The 21,727-nt window shown below is 59.8% G+C and carries 8 protein-coding genes and 1 pseudogene; 1 reads left to right on the forward strand and 8 read right to left on the reverse strand.

Translation table 11 applies throughout. From position 1 onward, the window contains the following. Nucleotides 1-87: 87 nt before the first annotated feature. Nucleotides 88-609: a GNAT family N-acetyltransferase gene (locus NFI08_RS00900; RefSeq protein ID WP_349586508.1), complete on the reverse strand. Its 522-nt coding sequence runs from the start codon at nucleotides 607-609 to the stop codon at nucleotides 88-90. 283 nt (nucleotides 610-892) lie between these two features. Between NFI08_RS00900 and tsaA the strand changes: the two genes are divergently transcribed. Beyond that, nucleotides 893-1,630: a tRNA (N6-threonylcarbamoyladenosine(37)-N6)-methyltransferase TrmO gene (gene tsaA / locus NFI08_RS00905; RefSeq protein WP_349586511.1), complete on the forward strand. Its 738-nt coding sequence runs from the start codon at nucleotides 893-895 to the stop codon at nucleotides 1,628-1,630. A 186-nt stretch (nucleotides 1,631-1,816) separates the two neighbouring features. On the opposite strand, the gene NFI08_RS00910 is transcribed toward tsaA, so the two are convergent. The 7 genes and pseudogenes from NFI08_RS00910 to NFI08_RS00935 all read right to left on the reverse strand — a co-directional run bounded on the left by NFI08_RS00910 (nucleotide 1,817) and on the right by NFI08_RS00935 (nucleotide 21,583). After that, nucleotides 1,817-7,078 (reverse strand): beta strand repeat-containing protein, encoded by a 5,262-nt coding sequence (locus NFI08_RS00910; protein WP_349586514.1) that lies wholly within the window; start codon nucleotides 7,076-7,078, stop codon nucleotides 1,817-1,819. Nucleotides 7,079-7,429: 351 nt separating this feature from the next. Next, nucleotides 7,430-8,128, reverse strand: a pseudogene (locus NFI08_RS22840) (hypothetical protein); the annotation flags it as partial. Between the two features lie 439 nt (nucleotides 8,129-8,567). Then, nucleotides 8,568-9,035, reverse strand: a complete 468-nt coding sequence (locus NFI08_RS00915) for an IS110 family transposase (RefSeq protein WP_349588741.1) — start codon at nucleotides 9,033-9,035, stop codon at nucleotides 8,568-8,570. Nucleotides 9,036-9,044: 9 nt separating this feature from the next. Then, a complete protein-coding gene (locus NFI08_RS00920; RefSeq protein WP_349586517.1) occupies nucleotides 9,045-9,224 on the reverse strand; it encodes a hypothetical protein in 180 nt (59 codons plus the stop codon). Between the two features lie 137 nt (nucleotides 9,225-9,361). After that, nucleotides 9,362-12,181 carry an Ig-like domain-containing protein gene (locus NFI08_RS00925; protein WP_349586520.1) on the reverse strand — a complete coding sequence of 940 codons (2,820 nt, stop codon included), beginning with the start codon at nucleotides 12,179-12,181 and terminating at the stop codon, nucleotides 9,362-9,364. A 232-nt stretch (nucleotides 12,182-12,413) separates the two neighbouring features. Further along, on the reverse strand, nucleotides 12,414-16,760 hold the full coding sequence (locus NFI08_RS00930) for a cadherin-like domain-containing protein (protein WP_349586523.1): 4,347 nt from the start codon (nucleotides 16,758-16,760) through the stop codon (nucleotides 12,414-12,416). An 818-nt stretch (nucleotides 16,761-17,578) separates the two neighbouring features. Then, complete coding sequence (locus NFI08_RS00935) at nucleotides 17,579-21,583, reverse strand: beta strand repeat-containing protein (protein WP_349586526.1); 4,005 nt, start codon at nucleotides 21,581-21,583, stop codon at nucleotides 17,579-17,581. Nucleotides 21,584-21,727: the final 144 nt, after the last annotated feature.

Below are 21,727 nucleotides of genomic sequence, written 5' to 3' on the forward strand. Positions count from 1 at the left end.
ACCCTGGCCCATGCCTGGGGGCTGTTCTTGAAGGGCACTCTGGGGGGCACTTCTGGAGATTACTCTCAGGGGGCTCTCCAGCGGGGGTCACTCCAACGGCTTGCTCATGCATAGCCGTGGCAGCAGCTCTCCGGCGCGCTCGACCCACTCTTCACCGTGGGATTCCCAGCCGGCGTCGAGCAGTGGCTCTGCCAGCATCAGGCTGGCTTCGATGATCATCCGCCGGGCGCCGGCGTTTCTCAGGCGCTCCTCGGCAAGCGACAGCAAGCGGCCGCCGATGCCCTGGCCGGCCAGCGAGGGCCACACATAGAGCGTCTCGACGCGCGCGCGACCGGGGTCCAACTCGACAAAGCCGACGCAGCGACCGTCACACTCGGCCACCAGGGTAGTAAACAATGCCTGACGAGCACGCCAGGCGGAACCGTCCCTGGGCAGCGCCGAAGCCCAGGCCTGACGCTGGGCCAAGCTGTAGTGGCGACTGGCCCCCATCATGACGGCGTGATAGAACACTTCGGCCTGATCCGAGCCATCCTTGGCGAGGGCCTCACGATAGTGAATACGGGAACGTCGCTCGACCGGCATGGCTTGCGACATTCTGGGTTCGGACATGTAGGGAACTCCTGCAGGACTGGAGACGGATAATCCGGCGCGTCGAGGTTCGCCAAGCCTAATCAGATAACGGGCTCGATCCAACACTCCTGACCACCCTGATGCCCGGCGACGCTGTTTCATGCCCAACTGGAGCTTTGTCATGTCACGATACCTGCAAGCACGTTGCTGGAGCCATTCAGGTCACCCCTGACCCACTTCCTGCGACATCAGAGTTTCGACATCCAAGCATCGACGTAACAGCATCCACATCAAAGCCTCGACATCAGAGCCTCACCAGATCATGCCCGACGACATCTATACCCTGACGCCCATCGGCACCATACGCAGCGACTTCCCGGACAAGTTCGGCGTACCCCGTCAGCCAGGGCTTGCAGAAGATGCCAGAGCGCGTCTGGTGCTGGAAGGCGACTTCGCCGATCCCATGGCCGTGCGTGGGCTGGAGGGGTTCAGCCACCTGTGGCTGACCTTCATCTTTCACCTTAGTCCGCCCCACTGGAAAGCGATGGTCCGTCCGCCTCGACTGGGAGGAAATGCACGAATAGGCGTATTTGCCAGCCGCAGCACCCACCGCCCCAACCGTCTCGGGCTGTCGCTGGTGGAGTTGATCGACATCGATACGCGCGACGGCGTCAGCCTGGTGCTCAAGAGCGCCGATCTGGTCGACGGCACACCAGTGGTGGATATCAAGCCCTACCTGCCTTGGGCCGAGAGTCGTCCCGACGCCCGTACCGGTTTTGCACCTGAAGCGCCGACGCAGCATCCGGTGGTGTTCTCGGCCGAGGCCGAAGCGGTGCTCTCCAGCAGTGACAACGATGGTTCCTTGCGTCGCTTGATCGCCCAGGTCCTCGCCCAGGACCCGCGCCCCGCCTATCGCAGCAAGGACAGTGACGACGATCGCCAGTACGGCGTCAGCCTGAGAGGCTTCAACGTGCGTTTTCGCGCCGAAAACGACAAGGGCGCCCTGCGCTTTCGCGTGGACGCCCTTGAAACCCGACAGGAACCAGGACGAAACGAATGACCCGCTGTGCTCGCAACTCGACTGGCCGCAGCATCATATGCCGCTACTTCAACGTCCGCGCCCCCTGTCACTGCGCATCGATGCCGATCACCATCCGTGATCGCGACACCGTCAGTACCGCTGTGCTTTACGACACAGCCACACCTAGGGTGAACGACCAGGTTTCGTTTGACCTGCCCACTGGTCTCAATCGATGACCCCGGAGATTCCCAGACCGATAGTTGGGCCACCGTGGGAGGCGCCAATCCCCATCCCGACACTCCAGCGGCCAGTATCAGCGGTTCGTCGTAGGCTCACACCTAGTGCCGATTCTCCGTTGTAGTAGCCAGTCCCCAGATGATAGGTGAGCTTTCCTGCGACATAGGGGGCATCGCCCATGGCGGCCAGGGCCGCGATCCCCGCACTGGCATCTCGCTCTACTTCGTCAATCTTGTGGTCGAGTTGGTTGTAGTCGGAAGTGAACTTACGGTTCAGTTCATTGAGCTGCGACATGTTGACCGCGTCGGTGGGTGCAGAACCGGCAGCCACGTTGTGCAACTGGGTGGGGCCACTGCCATTGCCCAGGCTGACAGAGTTGTAGTCGACGCTACCGTCTTCGCTACGATCGTAGTTGACCGCTCCCTCTTGCACGGCACTGAGCTGGCGCACATTGACCGCATCGGTGTCCTCGGTGCCACCGGCGACGTGGGTGATCTGGCGTTCACCACCCTCGCTGCCGACCGCAACAGCGCCCTTGGATGACTCCACCGCTACGCCCGAAAAGGCTTCCTCCTCCCCCTTCATGCCTTCTCTATCGGCCACAGCGCCATCACCAAGAGCAACACCTCCTTCAGCTTGTGCCTTGGCGTCTCCTCCAATGGCAACGGTGTCAGCAGCACTGGCAGTGGCAGCGTCTCCCTGCGAATTCGCCTGAAAGTGCTTACTGTCCTGACCACCCAGTGACAGGTCACCCATATCCTCCATCAAGTCCCAGATCTGACCACCGTTGACCGCATCGGTACTGCCTTGGCGGATATCGCCATCGGCTAGATTGCTGATCACGGTACCACCGCCAGCGCCAGCCAGAGTGATCTTTCCCTGGCTGGAATTCGGATCATATTGCACGACTTCCTGGGGCGAGTTGCCATTGCCGCCCCCCAAATTGTCGAGGGTCGTCTGGATATCACCGACATCGCCTTCAAGATCGGTGAGACGACCATTGGTGGCGTGGAGCTGACTGCCGTTGACCGCCTCTAGACTGGAGTCGGAAAGCGACCCATCCGCCACATTGCCGAGCACAGCGCCCCCTGAGGTTCTACCAGACGACTTCAGGGTTACGTGGTTCCAGTCGACGCTGCCGTCGTTGAAGTGGTCATACGCCACCACTTCCTCAAGCGCCTTATTGGTCGCATAGAGCTGACTGCCATTGACCGCATCGGTACTGGTAGCGGAGATTCGACCCGCGGCCAGGTGGGTCAAGGTTCGCTCCTGCCCTTCGTCACCGACGCTGACGGTAGCAATGGGATTAGTGCCGGCGTATTCATGCTGCTCACCGAAGATAATGCCTGACTCGGTGCCTATTGCCTCCTGTGTGGTCGACTGGGCCCCCAGCGCCACATCCAGAGCCTGATTGGCGCTGGCTCCAGCACCCAGGGCCATCGCCTGCTCGCCCGAGGAGACCGCCGAACTACCGACCGCAATCGCATCTTCCAGCAGGGTGTGGCTCTGGTCGCCAATGGCAACCGCACCGGCTGCCCCTATCTCCACCTTGGCGCTCACCCCCATACCGATGGCGTCATCGCCATTGACCGTGGTATCAGGCCCAATGGCGATGGAGCCTTCCCCGGCGGCAAGAGCGTCGACTTCCCCTTCCCCGTTGGCATGAAAATACAGCGATCCTGTATCCGAGAGCGACCCCACTGCCCCCTTGAGCTGACGCATGGTCACCGCATCGTGATCCTCGATACCATCGGCGATGTTGATCAACTGGCGATACTCACCGTCCTGACCCACGGAAACCGCACCTATCAGATCAGCATCCGAGGTGTTGTACTGAATGGTGGCATTGCCCACGACGATCTGGCCGGAGACCTTCGCCACCTCGCGGTTCGCGATCGCTCCGCTGCCCAGTGCCACACCGCCAACCACCGAGCTTGAAGCGCCATTGCCGATGGCCACCGCATTAGTTGCCGAAGACTCCGCGCCTGCACCCATCGCCAGGCTGTCGGTGCCGCTGGCGATGGCGCCGCTGGCCGAAGAGTTGGCCTGGTAGTAGGTGCTGTCGGCGGCGATATCCCCCAGGTTGCTGGTGAGATTGGTGATATCCCCTTCGTTCTGGGTCACCCGCACATTGGTCGCGTTCAACTGACGGCCAGTGACCGCATCGGTGCTGTCGGAGGACAGGGTGGCGTCGGTCAGGTTGGTAATCCGGGTGCCGGCATCGCCGGCCAGGGTGATGCTGCCCTCATTGAGCGTGCCGTCGTCACTGCGGTCGTAGACCACCGCACCGGCCGCCAGATCCCCCAGGTTAGTGGTGAGATTGGTGATATCGCCTTCGTTCTTGGTCACCCGCACATTGGTGGCGTTCAACTGACGGCCGGTGACCGCATCGGTGCTGTCGGTGGACAGGGTGGCGTCGGTCAGATTGGTGATCCGGGTGCCGGCATCGCCGGCCAGGGTGATACTACCCTCATTGAGCGTGCCGTCGTCACTGCGGTCGTAGACCACCGCACCGGCCGCCAGATCCCCCAGGTTGGTGGTGAGATTGGTGATATCCCCTTCGTTCTGGGTCACCCGCACATTGGTGGCGTTCAACTGACGACCGGTGACCGCATCGGTGCTGTCGGTGGACAGGGTGGCGTCGGTCAGATTGGTGATCCGGGTGCCGGCATCACCGGCCAGGGTAATACTACCCTCATTGAGCGTGCCGTCGTCACTGCGGTCGTAGACCACCGCACCGGCCGCCAGATCCCCCAGGTTGCTGGTGAGATTGGCGATATCGCCTTCGTTCTGGGTCACCCGCACATTGGTGGCGTTCAACTGACGGCCAGTGACCGCGTCGGTACTGTCGGTGGACAGGGTGGCGTCGGTCAGATTGGTGATCCGGGTGCCGGCATCACCGGCCAGGGTAATACTACCCTCATTGAGCGTGCCGTCGTCACTGCGGTCGTAGACCACCGCACCGGCCGCCAGATCCCCCAGGTTGGTGGTGAGATTGGTGATATCCCCTTCGTTCTGGGTCACTCGGATATTGGTCGCGTTCAACTGACGGCCGGTGACCGCATCGGTGCTGTCGGAGGACAGGGTGCCATCGGTCAGATTGGTGATTCGGGTGCCGGCATCGCCGGCCAGGGTGATCCTGCCCTCATTGAGCGTGCCACCGGCACCGCGGTCGTAGACCACTGCGCCCTCGGCCAGATCCCCAAGGGCCTGGTTGGTGGCATGGAGCTGGCTGCCGTTGACCGCGTCGGTACTGGTGGCCGAGAGTCGACCTGCTGCCACGTGGGTGATAGTGCGCTCGCTGCCGCTAGTGCCCACGCTGACCGTACCGGTCGGGCTGCTGCCGGCCAAGGCGTAGTCAGTACCGGCCACGGTGGCCGTGGTGGTGGCCACTGCCGCTTCCGTGGTGGCACCGTTACCCAAGGCTACGCTGTTGGCGACGCTGGCCTTCGCGCCATTGCCGATAGCTACCCCATTGGTTGCCGACGACACCGCCGCCGGCCCCATCGCCAGGCTGTCGGTGCCGCTGGCACTGGCGCCACTACCGCTGGATTTGGCCTGGTAGTAGACGCTGTCAGCGGCGATATCCTCCAGGTTGGTGGTGAGATTGGCGATATCCCCTTCGTTCTGGGTCACCCGCACATTGGTGGCGTTCAACTGACGACCGGTGACCGCGTCGGTGCTGTCGATGGAAAGGGTGGCGTCGGTCAGGTTGGTGATCCGGGTGCCGGCATCACCGGCCAAGGTGATACTGCCCTCATTGAGCGTGCCGTCGTCACTGCGGTCGTAGACCACCGCACCGGCCGCCAGATCCCCCAGGCTGCTGGTGAGATTGGTGATATCCCCTTCGTTCTGGGTCACTCGGATATTGGTCGCGTTCAACTGACGGCCGGTGACCGCATCGGTGCTGTCGGTGGACAGGGTGGCGTCGGTCAGATTGGTGATCCGGGTGCCGGCATCACCGGCCAGGGTGATACTGCCCTCATTGAGCGTGCCGTCGTCGCTGCGGTCGTAGACCACCGCACCGGCCGCCAGATCCCCCAGGTTGGTGGTGAGATTGGTGATATCGCCTTCGTTCTGGGTCACCCGCACATTGGTCGCGTTCAACTGACGGCCAGTGACCGCATCGGTGCTGTCAGTGGACAGGGTGGCGTCGGTCAGGTTGGTGATTCGGGTGCCGGCATCGCCGGCCAGGGTGATCCTGCCCTCATTGAGCGTGCCACCGGTGCCTCGATCGTAGACCACTGCGCCCTCGGCTAGAGCCCCCAGGGCCTGGTTGGTGGCATGGAGCTGGCTGCCGTTGACCGCGTCGGTACTGGTGGCCGAGAGTCGACCTGCTGCCACGTGGGTGATGGTGCGCTCGCTGCCGCTGGTGCCCACGCTGACCGTACCGGTCGGGCTGCTACCGGCCAAGGCGTAGTCAGTACCGGCCACGGTGGCCGTCGTGGTGGCCACCGTCGCTTCCGTGGTGGCACCGTTACCCAAGGCTACGCTGTTGGCGACGCTGGCCTTCGCGCCATTGCCGATAGCTACCCCATTGGTTGCCGAGGACACCGCCGCCGGCCCCATCGCCAGGCTGTCAGTGCCGCTGGCACTGGCGCCACTACCGCTGGATTTTGTCTGATAGTAGATGCTGTCGGCGGCGATATCCCCCAGGTTGGTGGTGAGATTGGTGATATCCCCTTCGTTCTGGGTCACCCGCACATTGGTCGCGTTCAACTGACGGCCGGTGACCGCATCGGTACTATCGGTGGACAGGGTGGCGTCGGTCAGATTGGTAATCCGGGTACCGGCGTCACCGGCCAGGGTGATGCTGCCCTCATTGAGCGTGCCACCGGTGCCGCGATCGTAGACCACCACTCCGTCTGACAGATCTCCCAACGCCTGCACGCCTTCAGACAGTTCTCCCAGCGCCTGATTGGTGGCGTTCAGCTGACTGCCGTTAACGGCATCGGTGCTGGTGACAGATAACCGTCCAGCCGCTACGTGAGTAATAGTACGCTCGACGCTGGCTACCGCATTGCCCCCGCTATCGGTCGTTGCCGCCGCGCCAAGGCTCAGAGTGCCTGTGGGTGCCGCACCGGCGAAACTGTAGCTCTTGCCCGCGATGGTAGCCTGGGTGGTTCCCACCACCGCCTCGGTGGTGGCGCCGTTACCCAAGGCCACGCTGTTGGCCACGCTGGCCTTGGCATTGGTACCGATGGCAATGGCGTTGCTGGCGGACGCCTCTCCGGAATCACCGAGCACCATGGAGTAGTTGCCACTCGCTTTCGACCAATTTCCCACGACATTGGTAGAGCCGCCGGCGACGGTATTTTGAAGACCTACCACATTGGCGCCTGTGGCAGTCGATGACAGCGTGTTACTTGAGCCGAAAACACCGGAAAAATCGCTAGTCACGTTATTGGTATTTCCAACGACCCGGACTGCATTGCCTTTAACGGTGTTGTTGAGACCAATCGCAGACGCATATGTCGATGCGCCTTCAATCTTGTTGGAAGTACCAATGGCAATCGCGCTCTTGGCACCTGTCGATGTTGAGTTGCTCTCACCCAATGCAAGGCTATTATCGCCATTGGAAATGTTGAGATGGCCAACACTGACACTTTTCGCGCCGTTGGCAACACTGCCCGATCCCAGTGCCGTGGAGTGGCCGCCTGTCGCTTTAGCCGTGGCACCAAGTGACGTCGCATTGGTCGCCGTGGACGTCGCCTTTGCGCCAATAGCAAGACTCGAGGTGGCGCTGGCAACGGACCCTCCGGTCAGGTCTCCGCCAATGGCTATGGCGTTTACACCTTTAGCTTGTGCGCCGTTCAATCGAGTGACGGTGCCGCTCGACAGCGCCCCACCACCGATAGCAACGCCATTCTTGCTTGTCACGTAGGCTCCACGCCCAATGGAGACACCGGCCAAACCGCTGGTAACGGCCTGATCACCCAGGGCAACACCAGAATCTGCCGCCGCACTCGTGGTCGCATAGTAGCCCATCGCTATAGATGCATCACCATCGCCAACGGCACCGGTGCCTATATGGATGGCAGATGCCCCCGCAGCGGGCTGGATACCCATCGGCGCCAGATATCGGCTGACGACCATCTGTTCAGGTTTGTCGGCAGGCGTCGACGCCTCATTCGGCATCACGCATCTATCTTTAATCGGTGACGCTAGAGGTATCGCTGCCTCTTCTGACGCTGTCTTTCCGACATCGCCAGCCACAGTCGAACAGCCATCAACGAGGGGGCTAGCCTCTGCTTTACCCACCCCCAGCCCAGACGTCATCCCTACAGCGGACAGCGACATCAGGATACAGGAGATATAAACGCTTCTGGTCCCGATTTTTGCTGTTTTGAGCGAGTCAACGAACCAAAAAGTACGGCCATCCCATTCACTCACCCCGACCTCCTTGCCACCAACAGTTACGTGACGACTTTATGCACAACCAAGAAATAAACTTCTATATAAAAACCATCTTCAACCGCTCTTCCACCTCATAAACCCCTGTAAAAAGGAAAGAAAAGTAACAAAAATAGCGCACAAAAACTTACCTTGCAGACACAAAATTAGCACAAACAAACACAGCCAGATAAACCTACACGCGCAGCACCGTCACTTCCATTGCAAAACGTGACACAGATCATTTCTTTATTTCGGTTGATTAAGGACATGAAAAAAGGCACAAAACCACCGGTCACTTTCGAAAGCATTGCGGCTACTGGTAATTTGCATCTTATCCACGCAGTCATAGCCAGCCGTAATCGAAAGCCGACAAACGGTGGGCACTCTCATTACAGCGGGTATGCTGCTCGAGCGTTTTCTCGAGAACCTCGATCTCGTCACTTAGCCAGGTGTAGTGCCCCTGGAGGCGTTGAGCCAGCGCCACGAAAGCGGGCGGCAAGCCTTCCAGATAGCTCGTGAGACGACGGATCGCCGCATGTCTGACCGGCAAGGCCACCCCGAATTCGAGCAGGAAGCCGTGCAGGAGATTCATGATCGCGGTGCGTTCGGCGACAAGCCCTTGGCGAGTACGGTGTAGCGCACAGAGGATCTGCTGGTCTTCGCTCTTGATCGCTGCGAAGCGTATGGCCGGACGTGAGGCCGCTTCGCAGATCACCTCGGCATCGACGAAATCGTTCTTGTTGGTCTTGACGAAGGACTTGACGTACTGGGGCGAAATCAGCCGTACGTCGTGCCCTAATACCTGGACCAGGAGGGCCCATTAATAGCTTCCGGCACAGGATTCCACGACCACCCGATAGGCAGGCTGCTGGGCCAATTGCGACAGCCGTTTCTGGCGTAATAACGCCTTGCGGAACAAGGGTTTGCCGTGGCGAGTTTGAGCCAGCAGATGGAAGCTGCGGTTGCCCAGGTCGATACCGATGATGGCGGGAGCGGTCATGAGCGTGGTCCTCTTGAAAGAAGAAGCCCAGCAAGCATAGCCTGCTGGGCTTATTGGTTGAATTCATGAGGTCAGGCTGACCATCTCATTAAAGCCCGGCATAAGCCAAGCTTGAAGCATCAGAATAGCTGCGACTGCTACACGACCAATTGACCGTTATCGATCAAGGTGGAGAGAAACTGTTCGCTGGTGCTACTCGCCATGTCCACGTCTAGCAACATGATCGAAAGGTCTGCATGCTCCCCCGAGTCACCTATCACGCCGTCGGAGTCGACCGAGATCAAGGTATCTTCACCCAACTGTCGAGCTAAAATATACTTCGATATTGATCCCTCTTCGTCCAATTCAACAACATCAGAAAGATCCAGGCGATCGCCTTGAGAAAACCTACCGAAGTAACCAAAGGTAAAGTCCACAATAGTGTCTTCTTCTTGAGCTTCATTTCCCGAAAGATGGGCAAGATGGTACGCGAAGGTATCAGCACCTTTCCCCCCCACGAGAAGATCATTACCCGCACCTCCCTTGAGCAGGTCCATGCCACCACCCCCGACCAGGATATCATCACCTTCACCACCATCCAGTGTATCCTGTCCCCCATCAATTCGACTGTTACCCCACAGGTTCTGGTGATTATCCCGTATGTACTGGCGCACCTGCTGCCCGGAAGCCATATCTCCATCGTTGACGGCCCACTTCAAGTACTCCAGCAAACCTTCAAATCCAAAGCCGTCGTGCTGCCCCGGCAGAAAGGCGTCACCACTATCACCATTCACCCAACTCAATCCATCTGTATCTATTGAGTCTCCAAAAAGAACATCATCACCCGACCTGCCGAAAAGCTCATCGCCACCGACACTTTTCTCACTACTCACTTCCCCACCAGCATACAACGGAACCTCCAGTTCGCTTGCAGAAGTCAGTATCTCTGCCTCTCCACGCTCAAAGACAGAGAACACATCGTATTCTCTTTCTTCCAAACGGATATTATCGATGGCAAGATAATCATCACCACCAGCTCCGTTATCCACCTCGAGAACAATTCGATACTGCCCCGCTTCGAGAAATCCGGCATCCCAGGTCTTCCAACTGGTTGACGGTGTTAAAGAAGCATCTGAGTATACAGACCATTCACCATCCACCAAGGTCTCGACTCTGTACGCCACTCGGTCTCCCAGGGCATACCCATTCGTTGAGTACTCGTAAAGCAGCGCTGTCTTTACATTGGCCTCATCACTTTCTGAAACAAAGAATATCGGGCTGACCAACTGTGCTTCATGGCCATCATTCTTCCAGTCTTCAATCCTCAGATGGCCATTCGTCTGGAAACCCTTGGTGCCCGCTCCTGATGTCAGTCTCCAATCTTCGACCCGCAGGGGTTCGGTCGACCCGGCAAAAAACCGGGCCAGAAAACTGGTACTCAGCGTCTCTCCGCCATACGGTGCCACCTGCATTTCCTTTACGCTGGTGTTGTCAAAAAAGTCAAGAACATCGAGCCGAGAACCATCGCCGGCGCCCATAGCGTGTACTTCGCTGAAATACGAAAGATAGAAAAAAGCATCCGCTGCTTCGCTGATCGCCTTTTCATTGACACTCGAAGCACTGATCACATTCTTGTTCTGGTCAAGATAATGGGTAGGGGTACCATCAGAAAGAAGAAGAGCCAGGTTACGAAAACCGAAAAATTCGACTCGTTGGTCCGCATACCATTCGGTCGCAGTGCGAAAAGCTGCTTCGTAATTAGAGCCGCCGGATGCACTCATGTCATCGATAAAGTTCAATGACACCTCAATATCATCGCTGAGGCTTCCCAGGTCGATCACTACTTGCTCGCTGGCATTCGATCCCATATCCACAATCTGTAGATTGATCTGGCCTTCGTGATCGACCAAGTCGACGATAAGCCGCTTCAAGGCATCCTTGACTAGCTGCAAGCGGGAAATCCCGCTGACACCGAAACCGGAAGCCATACTACTACCGGTATCGATGATCAGGGAGACATTATAATTGGCAGCCGGGTCAGTACGTATTGTAACTCCCCCTCTATCTCCAATCAGAATATCCTCACCAGACTGGCCCTCAAGAACATCTCCTGTGTTGCCGTCAACCACCAGTGTATCGGGGGCTCTTGCCGACACATCGACGGTCAACTCGCCTTGGGCATGGTCACCATCGCCATCGACAAGGGTATAGATGACGCTGGCACTGCCGGTGAAGCCACTCGCGGGAACAAAGGTCAGGGTGCCATCGTCGTTGATCGACACATGCCCTGCATCATTTCCTCCCACCACCTTCGCCGTCGACAGTCTACCTCCATCCGCACCTGTCTGATCATTGGCCAGCACGTCCACAACGACGGCTTCACCATTAGAGCTCCTGGCGATGTCTTCCGTGACCACAGGACTATCGTCATCGACAACGACATCGAGCTGCCCTTCTGCCGTGTCTCCCTCGGAACTGGTGATGGTATAGCGCAGTGGAAAAGCAAGATCATCTTCTCGCCCTGCAGCAGCGTGATCCAGCGGTCTTGCCAGCGCTACCTTGTAGGTCCCGTTGGCCACATCCGTCAACTGCACTGAGATGACGCGCCTGCCTTCTTCATCAAACCCCACGAGTGAGCGTCCGTTACCACTCAAGGTCCAGGCAATTGTAGACCCTGCAGAAGTCCACTCCGGCAACTCATCAGTGCTCCACCTGAAGCGCCCCACTCCTCCATCACCAAAATCGTACCCGAGCGTTCCGAAGACCACGGCTCGCTGACCATTCACATCGTAGGCACCTCCTGGTACGCCTCCGGCAAGCCCGTCCTCATCGACTATTGCCTTTGCCGTCCTGGTCGTCGGGTCGCCGTCAGAGTCCGGTGTACTGGCAAGCCTTCTGCTGTCATTTTCTTCCAGATGTTGCCCATCCAAGTAGAGTGCCGCGCCCAGATCAATTTCTTTTACTTGTTGAGTTTCCATGCCCACTCCAACGTTTGTGAAAACAATTTTCTATTGATGACCACTTATCTGGAAGCTAACGAAAAGAATTTAAAAAAACCATTGAACAGAAATCCAAAAAACATGAAAAATAGCGAACGAGCACAAAATACAGTAGAACACTCTCACCAACAAACTCATCCATTATAATAATAAAAAAACACCCGGCTTAGGCCGGGTGTTTTTCCTTTTTAATACCAACTGATCCTCAATATCAGATATCGAGCTGATTATCCTGAATCAATTGCTGCAGGAAGTTGTCGCTAGTCGCACCTCCCATGCTGACATCATGAAGCACAATCGTTTGATCGGCGTTCGTTCCACCAACATTGATGTCGCCACCGGTGTTGAGGGAAAGCAGGGTATCGCTGCCACTCTGACGTGCGAACAGGTAATCTGACACATCTGCGTCAGGGGCATCATCAAGCAGATCGGAAAAATCGAGCCTGTCCGCGTTGTCATCACTGCCAAAACTGCCCAAGGTGAAGTCCGCAATGGTATCGATTGCTGGCGCACCATCACTGCCGGCGTCGCCGGACTCGAAGGCAAAGGTATCGGCGCCGAAACCGCCCATCATCAGGTCATCATCGGCGCCTCCCAGCAGCAAATCATTACCAGCGGCACCCACCAGGATGTCGTCTCCAGCGCCACCGCGAAGGACGTCGTCACCGCCATCCACTCGCAACTCATCCAGCAGTGAGACATAGTTGTCGCTGACGTATTGGCGAATCTGCTCGCTCGACGCGTCGGAGCCACCATTCACCGCCCACTTGAGATACTCGGTCAGACCTTCATAGCCCAGACCATCATGCTCACTGGCGACGAAGGCCTCCCCGGTATCGCCGTTGGTCCAGGCCAGGTGATCGGTATTGACGGTGTCACCGAAGATAAGGTCATCTCCCGCCTGCCCTGTCAGTACGTCGTTACCCAATGGTTTCAGGGTGTCAATCTGGCCGCCGTTGGAAAGAGCGGCATCAAGATCGTCACTATCCTGGACAATCTCCACCTGTCCGTAGTAAGCCAGATCATCATCGCCCACCAGGCGCTCCTCGAGAGAGATTGGATCAATGGCAATGAAATCATCACCACCATCGTTGTTTTCCACCTCGAAGATCAGGCGATATTGACCTGCTTCAAGAAAGCCAGCATCCCACACTCGCCAACTAGTCGATTCAATGACATCAGCAGAAGAGTAGAGCTGCCAACCACCGTCAACATATGACTCTATGGTGTAAGAGATACGGTCCCAGTCGGTATAATCGTTGGTCGCGTAAGCGAAGACAAGTGCGGTCTTCAGGCTATCACTACCCGTATCAGAAACGAAGAATGAAGGGCTGACAACGAATGCTCCTTTACCATCCTTATACCAGTCTTCAATGCGAAGCTGTCCGTGCTGGTTCTGGAATGCCTTGGTGCCAGCACCCGAAACCAGTGTCCAATCCTCGATGCGGAGAGGATCGGTAGAGCCAGGGTCAAAGTCAGCCAAACTGGTCTTTTCTACCAAGGTTCCGCTATACGGAATAGCGTCAAGGCCTTGTACATCGGTATTGTCAAAGAACCTCAGGATATCAACGATCGCTCCGTTCCCAATCCCAACACCATTGACTTCACTAAGACTTGACAGTTCCTTGAAGGCTTCCACCGCTTCGGAAACAGCTGCCTTAGTGATTCGGCTTTGGCCTTCTACCTGGCCAAAATCGTTGAGCCAGTAGTTCGGCCCCCCATCGGTCAAAAAGAAGGTCAGATCTTCGAAGCCACTGTACTCGGGGTTGGCATCCTGGGCGGCCAGCCACTCACTTGCCGTGCGAATACCGGCTTCGAAGTTAGTCGCGCCATCGTTCTTGAAGCCATTGATAAAGCTGATGACCGAGTTGATATCATTGCTGTTTGCGCCGAGATCAAGGGCCACGTGCTGGACCGCATTGGTGCCGAAATCCACGATCTGCAGATTGATCTGACCATCGTGGTCCACCAGATCCACCACCAGCTTCTTCAGCGCCTGCTGTACCAGCTTCAGCTTGGTCAGGCCAGGGCTTCCAGACGCTGCACCCATGCTGCTCGAGGTATCCACAATCAGCGAGATATTGTAGTCGGTGGCCGGCTCCAGGGTGGTAAAGATGCAGCCCTGATCACCGATCATCACGTCGTTACCGCCGTGGGTAAAGGCTGCGTTGTCTCCGTTGTCCCCCACGAACAGCTCGTCCTGGGCATCCGGCGTCACCTGGACAAACAGATCACCATGATCGCGGTCACCGTCCCCGTCGGTCAGGGTGTAACGGATCTGTGCCTGACCATCGAAGTCATCCGCCGGGGTAAAGGTCAGGGTGCCGTCGGCATTGACCGTCACGCTGCCCACGGCGCTGCCGCCCACCACATTGGCGCCGGTCACCTGGCCACCGTCGGCGCCGGCCCGGTCATTGGCGATCACGTCCACGGTGACCGGCTCACCGTTGGTACTGGCACCGTCGTCCTGGGCTACCGGGCTGTCGTCATCCACCACCACGTTGAGGCGGCCGACGGCAGTATCACCATCGCTATCGGTGACGGTGTACTTCACGCTGAAGGAAATATCGTCCTCACGGCCAGAGGCTCCGTGGTCCAACGGCTTGGCCAGCACCACCTTGTAGCTGCCATTGGCGACGTTGGTCAGCTGAACGGAGATGACCCGATCACCACTGCCGTCGAAGCCGACCAGCGAGCGACCGTTGCCACTCAGTGTCCAGGTGACCGGGCTGCCACCGCTGGTCAGGGACGGCAGTCCATCGGTGGATAGCCGCACCTCGCCAGCGCCGTCATCCCCGAAGTCGTAGCCGAGACTGCCGGTAGCTACCACTCTTTCACCGGCGACATCGGCCACGCCGCCCGCCACGCCACCAGGCAGTCCATCCTCGTCGACAATCGCCTTGGCCGGGCCAGTCGAGGGGTCGCCGTCGGTTTCCGGGGTGGTGGGGGTTCCATCGGAACCTTCGACATTGACAGTCAGGCGACCATCAACGGTATCACCGTCACCGTCGGTAGCGGTGTAGTCGATCACCGCGTTGCCACTGAAGCCCGGTGCGGGCTTGAAGGTCAGGGTGCCGTCGGGATTGATGGTAACGTTACCGACATTGCCGCCGCCGACCACGCTGGCATCGGTCAGCTCGCCTTCACCGTCGGCACCGAAGCGATCGTTGTCGAGCACGTCCACGGTCACCGAACCATCACTGTCGGTGCTGGCACTGTCATTGACCAAATGAGGCTGGTCATCATCGATGATGACCCTGAGCTGGCCCGCAGCGCTGTCACCATCGGCATCGCTGATGGTGTAGCCGACATTGAAGTTGATGTCGTCTTCCACGTCGGGGTTGGAATGGTCAAGGGGCTTGGCCAGCACTACCTTGTAGGTGCCGTTGGCGACGTCGGTCAGCTGAATCGAGATGACTCGATCACCGTTACCATCGAAGCCGACCAGCGAGCGACCGTTACTGCTCAGCGACCAGCTGACAGAGCTGCCATTCGACGTCAGGTTGGGCAACCCTGTGGTGCTCCAGCTAAAGCCCCCTGCGCCGTCGGTGCCGAAGTCGTAGCCGAGTGAACCGGTGGCGACCACGCGCTCGCCGGCGACGTCATTGATGCCTCCGGCGATACCGCCGGGCAGCCCATCCTCGTCGACCACCGCCTTGCCGGAGCTGGTGCTCGGGTCGCCGTCGGTTTCCGGCGTAACCGGGGTGCCGTTCCCACCGCCATTGCCACCACCACCGCCACCGGTAATGTCGATGTGGCCATTGCAGGTGACGCTGTCTCCATCGCCGTCGGTGGTGATGATCTTGAAGTCAAGATCGGCGTCTGCGGCGACGTCATCGTCCGCTTCGAAACGCCAGGTCCCGTTGGGCTTCACCACCAGGGTGCCGACACCGGTATCGATGGCAGTACCCAGGGGGTACTGGGTGTTGTCACCAGGCAGCTTGACCACGGTATCGGCGACGCCGTCGGCGCCACCCTGCTGGGACCATGTGCCGGTGACCACATCTCCAGCTGCTACAGAGTCAGGGGTGTAGACGCTATTGGTCGGGGTATCGTCGTCGATATCGATACCAAGTCGTGCCGTGGCCTTGTCACCATCGCCATCGGTGATGGTATAGCCCAGCGAGAGCAGCAGGTTATCCTCGACACCCTGGGAAGGATGGTCGAGCGCCCCCAGAAGGGTGACCTTGAAGTCTCCGGTGTCCAGATCGAGCAGCTTGACGTGCAGAATCGGTGTACCGTCCGGTGTACGCGCCGTCAGGGTCTCGCCGCTGGGCGACAACTGATAGCTTAGCGACTCCCCGCCCGAGCTCAGTACTGGCAGGCTATCGGGGTCCCAGCGAAAGGCCCCGCTGTCGGCTGGCCCGCTGGCACCAAAGCTGTAGCCAAGGTTACCGGTGACCTTGACGACCTCGCCCGGGTCATCAGCGATACCACCAGCAATACCGTCGGGCATACCGTCTTCATCAAGATTGATTATCGTGCCTATCTCGCAGTCGCAGTCACTGGCAAGCAGTACCGCTGCCTGAGTCGCGTTGTCGGAAGTTGAGGTGCTCATCTTGGTCATCCCTTGAACGTCGTGGAAACCCGTTAGGGGCCTCCGGGTGCAAGGTAAAACTAAGCAAGCACCTCAATTAACAACATTGTCCTAACGTTCAGCGGCCACACAAACAAATCCCACAATGGCAAAGAAACTAAGAATCAACGCTAATTATCCAAGCGCCAAGCGACCAGCTTTTCCGGAAAATTCTCAACTTTTTCACAACATGGATTACAACTTCACCCTAAACGATCATATTTGAAAGCGAACCTTGTTCCACTGCATTCGTGACGAGCCAACCAAGGAGTGCCACGAATACCCACAGCTGCCCTGTCGTCCGGCAACTCCCGCTTCCTCGTGCCGCTCGTGGCCATCGACAAAAGGACTCCTCCCCCTCAAAAAAGCAATATCGCAAAGAAAAATCATAACCTACACAGAATATTCACAATCAGATGAAGGGGGCTCTGCATAAACTTCAGTGACTCGACCATCCATTGCTTAAAACATAATACACGAATAACTCGTGTCTAAGAGACATTTATCTGGCGCGACGCACTCCCCCTGATCACCGGATCCGCCCCGGCGGTCTCAATGAGCAAGTGCAACACCTGACCGATCGCGTTGGTGTCAGCTGCTCAGATCGACACCTCTTGAGATAAGGAAAACCAACCCGATCAGTCTCGTCATCGGCAGAAGTGGCCAAGATATGAAAATGCGGTGACAAGACGCTTTTGATGCATCTCGCCACCGCAAGAACAACGGTGGAACTTTATCCAGTCCGGTTGGCTGCTGCGATTGCCATCTGGGCCGGAAATATAGTCAGGCTTGTCATCCGGTCAAAAGGTAGTGCTTACACCCAGGCCTGCCGTCATTCCAACCCTGGAGCCTGCAAATCCTGCGGAAACGCTCCATCGTCCGTTGTCCGCGGTCCGCCTGAGGTTGACCCCCACCGCACTCTCGCCATCGTGGTAGCCGACTCCCACGTAGTAGGTGTAAAGGCCGGCCATATACGGCGCCGATCCCATGGCCACGGCTGAGGCGATGCCAGCGCTGATATCCTCCTCAAGGTCATCGATCTTGTCGTCGAGGTGGTCGTAGGCACTGCTGTACTTCTGGTCCAGTGCATTGAGCTGACCCACATTGACCGCGTCGTACTCGCTGGTCCCGGGCGCCACGTTGTGCAGTTGGGTTGGTCCCTCACCGTTGCCGAAGGTCAGGCTGGCATAGTCGATGCTGCCGTCTTCGTGGCGGTCATAGTTGGCCGCCCCCTGCTGCACCGCCTCGAGCTGACGTACGTTGACCGCGTCGGTAGCCTCGGTGCCACCGGCCACGTTGGTGATCTGGCGCTCGCCACCGGCGCTGCCCACCGACAGCGCCCCCTGATTCGATGCCACCGTCGTGTTCGAGAAGGCCTCGTTCTGGCCGTTCATGCCCTCGCGGTCGGCCACCGAGCCGCTGCCCAGAGCGACGCCGCCTTCGGCGCCTTCCTCGACCCGAGCACCACCACCGATCGCCACGCCCTCATCCGTGGCGACGCTGGCCGCCGGCCCCGAGGTAGCGATATCGGTATAGATGCCGCCGCCACCGCTGCCGCCATTGCCGCCACTGCCCAGGCTGTCGACCTTCTGACTGAGATCCCAGAGCTGTCCACCGGTGACAGCGTCGCTGCTGCCCTGCTGGATGTCCCCGTCGGCCAGGTTGGTGATGGTGGTGCCCCCTGAGCCGCCAAGGGTGATCGAACCGTGCTCGGAGTCCGGGTCGTAGCTCACCGTGTCATCGGCCAGGTTGGCGTACTGGCCTTCCAGGCCATCCACGCGGCTATCCAGTCCATCGACCCGCTCGGTGACACCACCCAACCCCGTCTCCAGTTCGTCGACCCGTGCGCCCACGCCCTCCACCGCCTGGCCAGTGGCGTAGAGCTGGCTGCCGTTGACCGCATCAGTACTGTCGGCGCTCACTCGCCCCGCCGCCAGATGGGTGAGGGTGCGCTCCTGGCCCTGGCTACCGATGCCGACCGTCGCCACCGGCGTACCGCCGGCGAAGACGTAGTCCTGCCCCAATAGCGTCATGCCGCCGGTTGCCACCGCCTCGTCCGCCACCGAGTTGCTGCCAAGGGCGACGCTGGAGGCGCCCAGCGACGTAGCGCCCGCGCCCAACGCCAGCGACAGCTGTCCCTGGGCCTGGCTCTCGGTACCGATGGCGATGGTATCTTCCAGGAAGCTGTGGCTATGCTGGCCGAGGGCGATACCACCAGGCGCGGTCATCTCGACCTCGGCGCCGTCGCCGATGCCCAGGCCATGATCTCCGTTGACGACGGTCGCCGGGCCCACCGCGACGCTCTGGTCTCCACCCGCCAGGGAATCGGCGGCATTGGTCGAGTTAGCGTGGAAGTACCGGTTGCCGCCCGCCGTCGACAGCGACACCATGGCCCCCTGCAACTGGCGCAGGGTCACCGCGTCATGCGCTTCGACACCATCTGCCACCTTAATGATCTGACGGTAGCCGCCATCGTTGCCCACCGACACCGCCCCCAGCAGGGTCTTGTCGCTGGTGTTGTAGCTGATGGTGGCACTACCGGCGGCAATGGAGCCGCTGTCCGCCACCACCGCGCGCGAGGCCACCGACCCTGCGCCCAGCGCCACGCCACCGGCTACACTGCTGTTGGCACCGTTGCCGATGGCCACGCTGTTGGCCGCCGAGGCCGTACTCTGTGGCCCCATGGACAGGCTCTCGGCGCCGCTGGCCGTGGCCCCTGCCGCGCTGGAGTTCGCCTGGTAGTAGGTAGCGTCCTCGGCGAGCGCATCGAGACGAGTGGTATTGCCGCCGACCGACGTGGTCAGGTTGGTGATGGCGGTACCGTTGTCCGTCACGCCTTGAGACAGATTGGTGATGGCGGTGGTGTTGTCGGCCACGTCACCTGACAGATTGGTCAGGGTGCTGGTGGTGTCCGCCATCACCGTGGTCAGGTCGTTGATGGCGGTGGTGTTACCGGTGACTTTCTGGTTGGTGGCAAACAGCTGACCGCCATTGACCGCCTCCTGGCTGTCCTCGGCCAGGCTACCATCGGCCAGGTTGGTGATGGTGGTGCCCTCCTCGTCCAGCACGATCGTGCCACTGTCGAAGGTGCCATCGCCGTTGTCCTTGAAGGTCACCGCCCCTTGCTGCAGGGAGCTGACGCCACCTTGCAGCCCGGCGATATCGCTGGTGTTGGTGGCGATGGCGCTGGTGTTGGTGCTGATGGCGGTGGTGTTGCCCGCGATGCTGGTGGTATTGGTGGTGATGTTGTCGCTGTTGCTGGTGACTCGAGTGTCCAGTGCATCGATATCGGTCCTGGCCAGGTCGACCGCTTGGTTGGTGGCGTGCAACTGACTGCCGTTGACCGCATCGGTGCTGGTGGCGGAAAGCCGTCCCGCCGCCACATGGGTGATCGTGCGCTCGACGCTGGCCACGGCGTTGCCTTCGCTGTCCGTGGTGGCCGCCGCGCCGAGGCTCAGGGTACCGCTGGGGGTCGCGCCGGCGAAGCTGTAGTCCTTGCCTGCGATGCTAGCCTGGGTGGTGGCCACCACGGTCTCGGTGGCGGCACGACTGCCCAGCGCCACGCTGTCGGCCACGCTGGCACTGGCGCCGCTACCGATGGCGATACCCTGGGCCGCGCTGACCGCGGCGTCATTGCCAAGCGCCAGGCCGCCGGCCGCGGTCACGCTGCTGGAGTTGCCCAGCACATAGCTGCCGTCGGCGCCGCTGTCGATACTGCTGCCACTACCGAAGACGCCGCTGAGCTCCGCCTTGATGGTGTTGTTGTTGCCGACCGAGTAGGACTGATCGCCGGACACCTCGGAAGGATCACCGAAGGCGCCACTGAAGTCCCCGCTGACGGTATTGCCGTAGCCCAGGCTGATGGACTGCTTACCGCTGGCCTTGGCCGCCGAGCCGATAGCGATACTGTCGATCCCTTTACTCTGGCTTTCATGCCCCAGCGCCAGGGCACCATCCTGGGTGGCGGCGCTGCCTTCCCCCAGAGCCAGGGTATCCTTGGCGCTGGCGCTGGCAAGCGACCCCAGCGCTACGCTGTTCTCCCCGGAGGCGACAGTGTCCACGCCCAGGGCGGTACCCAGCTTGCCACTGGCGTTGCTGCCTTCGCCCAGGGCGATGGCCTGCTCGCCGCTGGCACTGGATTCGCCCCCCAGGGCGATGGTGCCGATCCCGGTGGCCTGGGCACCCTTGACGGTATTGCTGCCGATGGCGATGGAGCCAGCGCCGGAGGCGGTGGTGGAGTTGGCCAGGCTCAAGGTACCGCCGGCAGCACTGCCGGCGCCATCGGTGGTGCCATCGCTGGCGCCACCGATGGCCACCGCATTGACCCCCTTGGCGTTGGAGCCAAAGCCCAGGGCGGTGGCGCCCATGGCATCGGCCACGGTGTCGAGGCCCACCGCACTGGCAAAGCGGGCGGTCGCCGAAGCCTTGAAGCCCAAGGCGAGGGCGCCATCCCCCCCGGTCGTGGTAAAGGCACCGAAGGCGGTCACCGCAAAGTTCGCCGCCCCCCCCTGGTTCGCGTTGCAGCCTGCCACGGTGGAATAGTTGCCGTTGCCATCCGTTGCTTGCTGGGTAACGCGGTTTACCGGCTCGCGCCCCACATAGGCGTCATTGGCCTGGGTTGCACCGACACACGACCCGTCAGTCAAGATGTAATCGGCCTGCGCCGTGGTCGGGGCGCCCAGCCAGGCGATCAGCCCCAGGCTCGATACCAGGGCGCCGCCAGCCAGCACCCGGCCGGCGCTGCCGATCGCCTGCGCCAGAGGGTGGCGATGAGCCACCGGAGGTGCGAGATGTCTTCTTTTCACACGTCTGTTCATAGTCATATTCCCTGACATGTCCTGCTCCTTGTCAGCAGACATTGCCGCTTCTACTGCTCTGTCCGGGCAAGATCCGTTCGAGCCTTGTCGACGTCGCTAGCCCGCCCGATAGTGGAGATAGCAAGACGGGAC

It is taken from the genome of Halomonas sp. EF61, from assembly GCF_040147045.1.
GTDB classification, from domain to species: domain Bacteria; phylum Pseudomonadota; class Gammaproteobacteria; order Pseudomonadales; family Halomonadaceae; genus Halomonas; species Halomonas litopenaei.

Bases quoted from the DNA above. Each gene is read 5' to 3' on its own strand.
- NFI08_RS00910 (WP_349586514.1), bottom strand. From the start codon at position 7,078: ATGGTGCTCGGTGATTCCGGAGAGGCGTCCGCCAGCAACGCCATTGCC.
- NFI08_RS00930 (WP_349586523.1), bottom strand. From the start codon at position 16,760: ATGAGCACCTCAACTTCCGACAACGCGACTCAGGCAGCGGTACTGCTT.
- NFI08_RS00925 (WP_349586520.1), bottom strand. From the start codon at position 12,181: ATGGAAACTCAACAAGTAAAAGAAATTGATCTGGGCGCGGCACTCTAC.
- tsaA (WP_349586511.1), top strand. From the start codon at position 893: ATGCCCGACGACATCTATACCCTGACGCCCATCGGCACCATACGCAGC.
- NFI08_RS00920 (WP_349586517.1), bottom strand. From the start codon at position 9,224: ATGACCGCTCCCGCCATCATCGGTATCGACCTGGGCAACCGCAGCTTC.
- NFI08_RS00900 (WP_349586508.1), bottom strand. From the start codon at position 609: ATGTCCGAACCCAGAATGTCGCAAGCCATGCCGGTCGAGCGACGTTCC.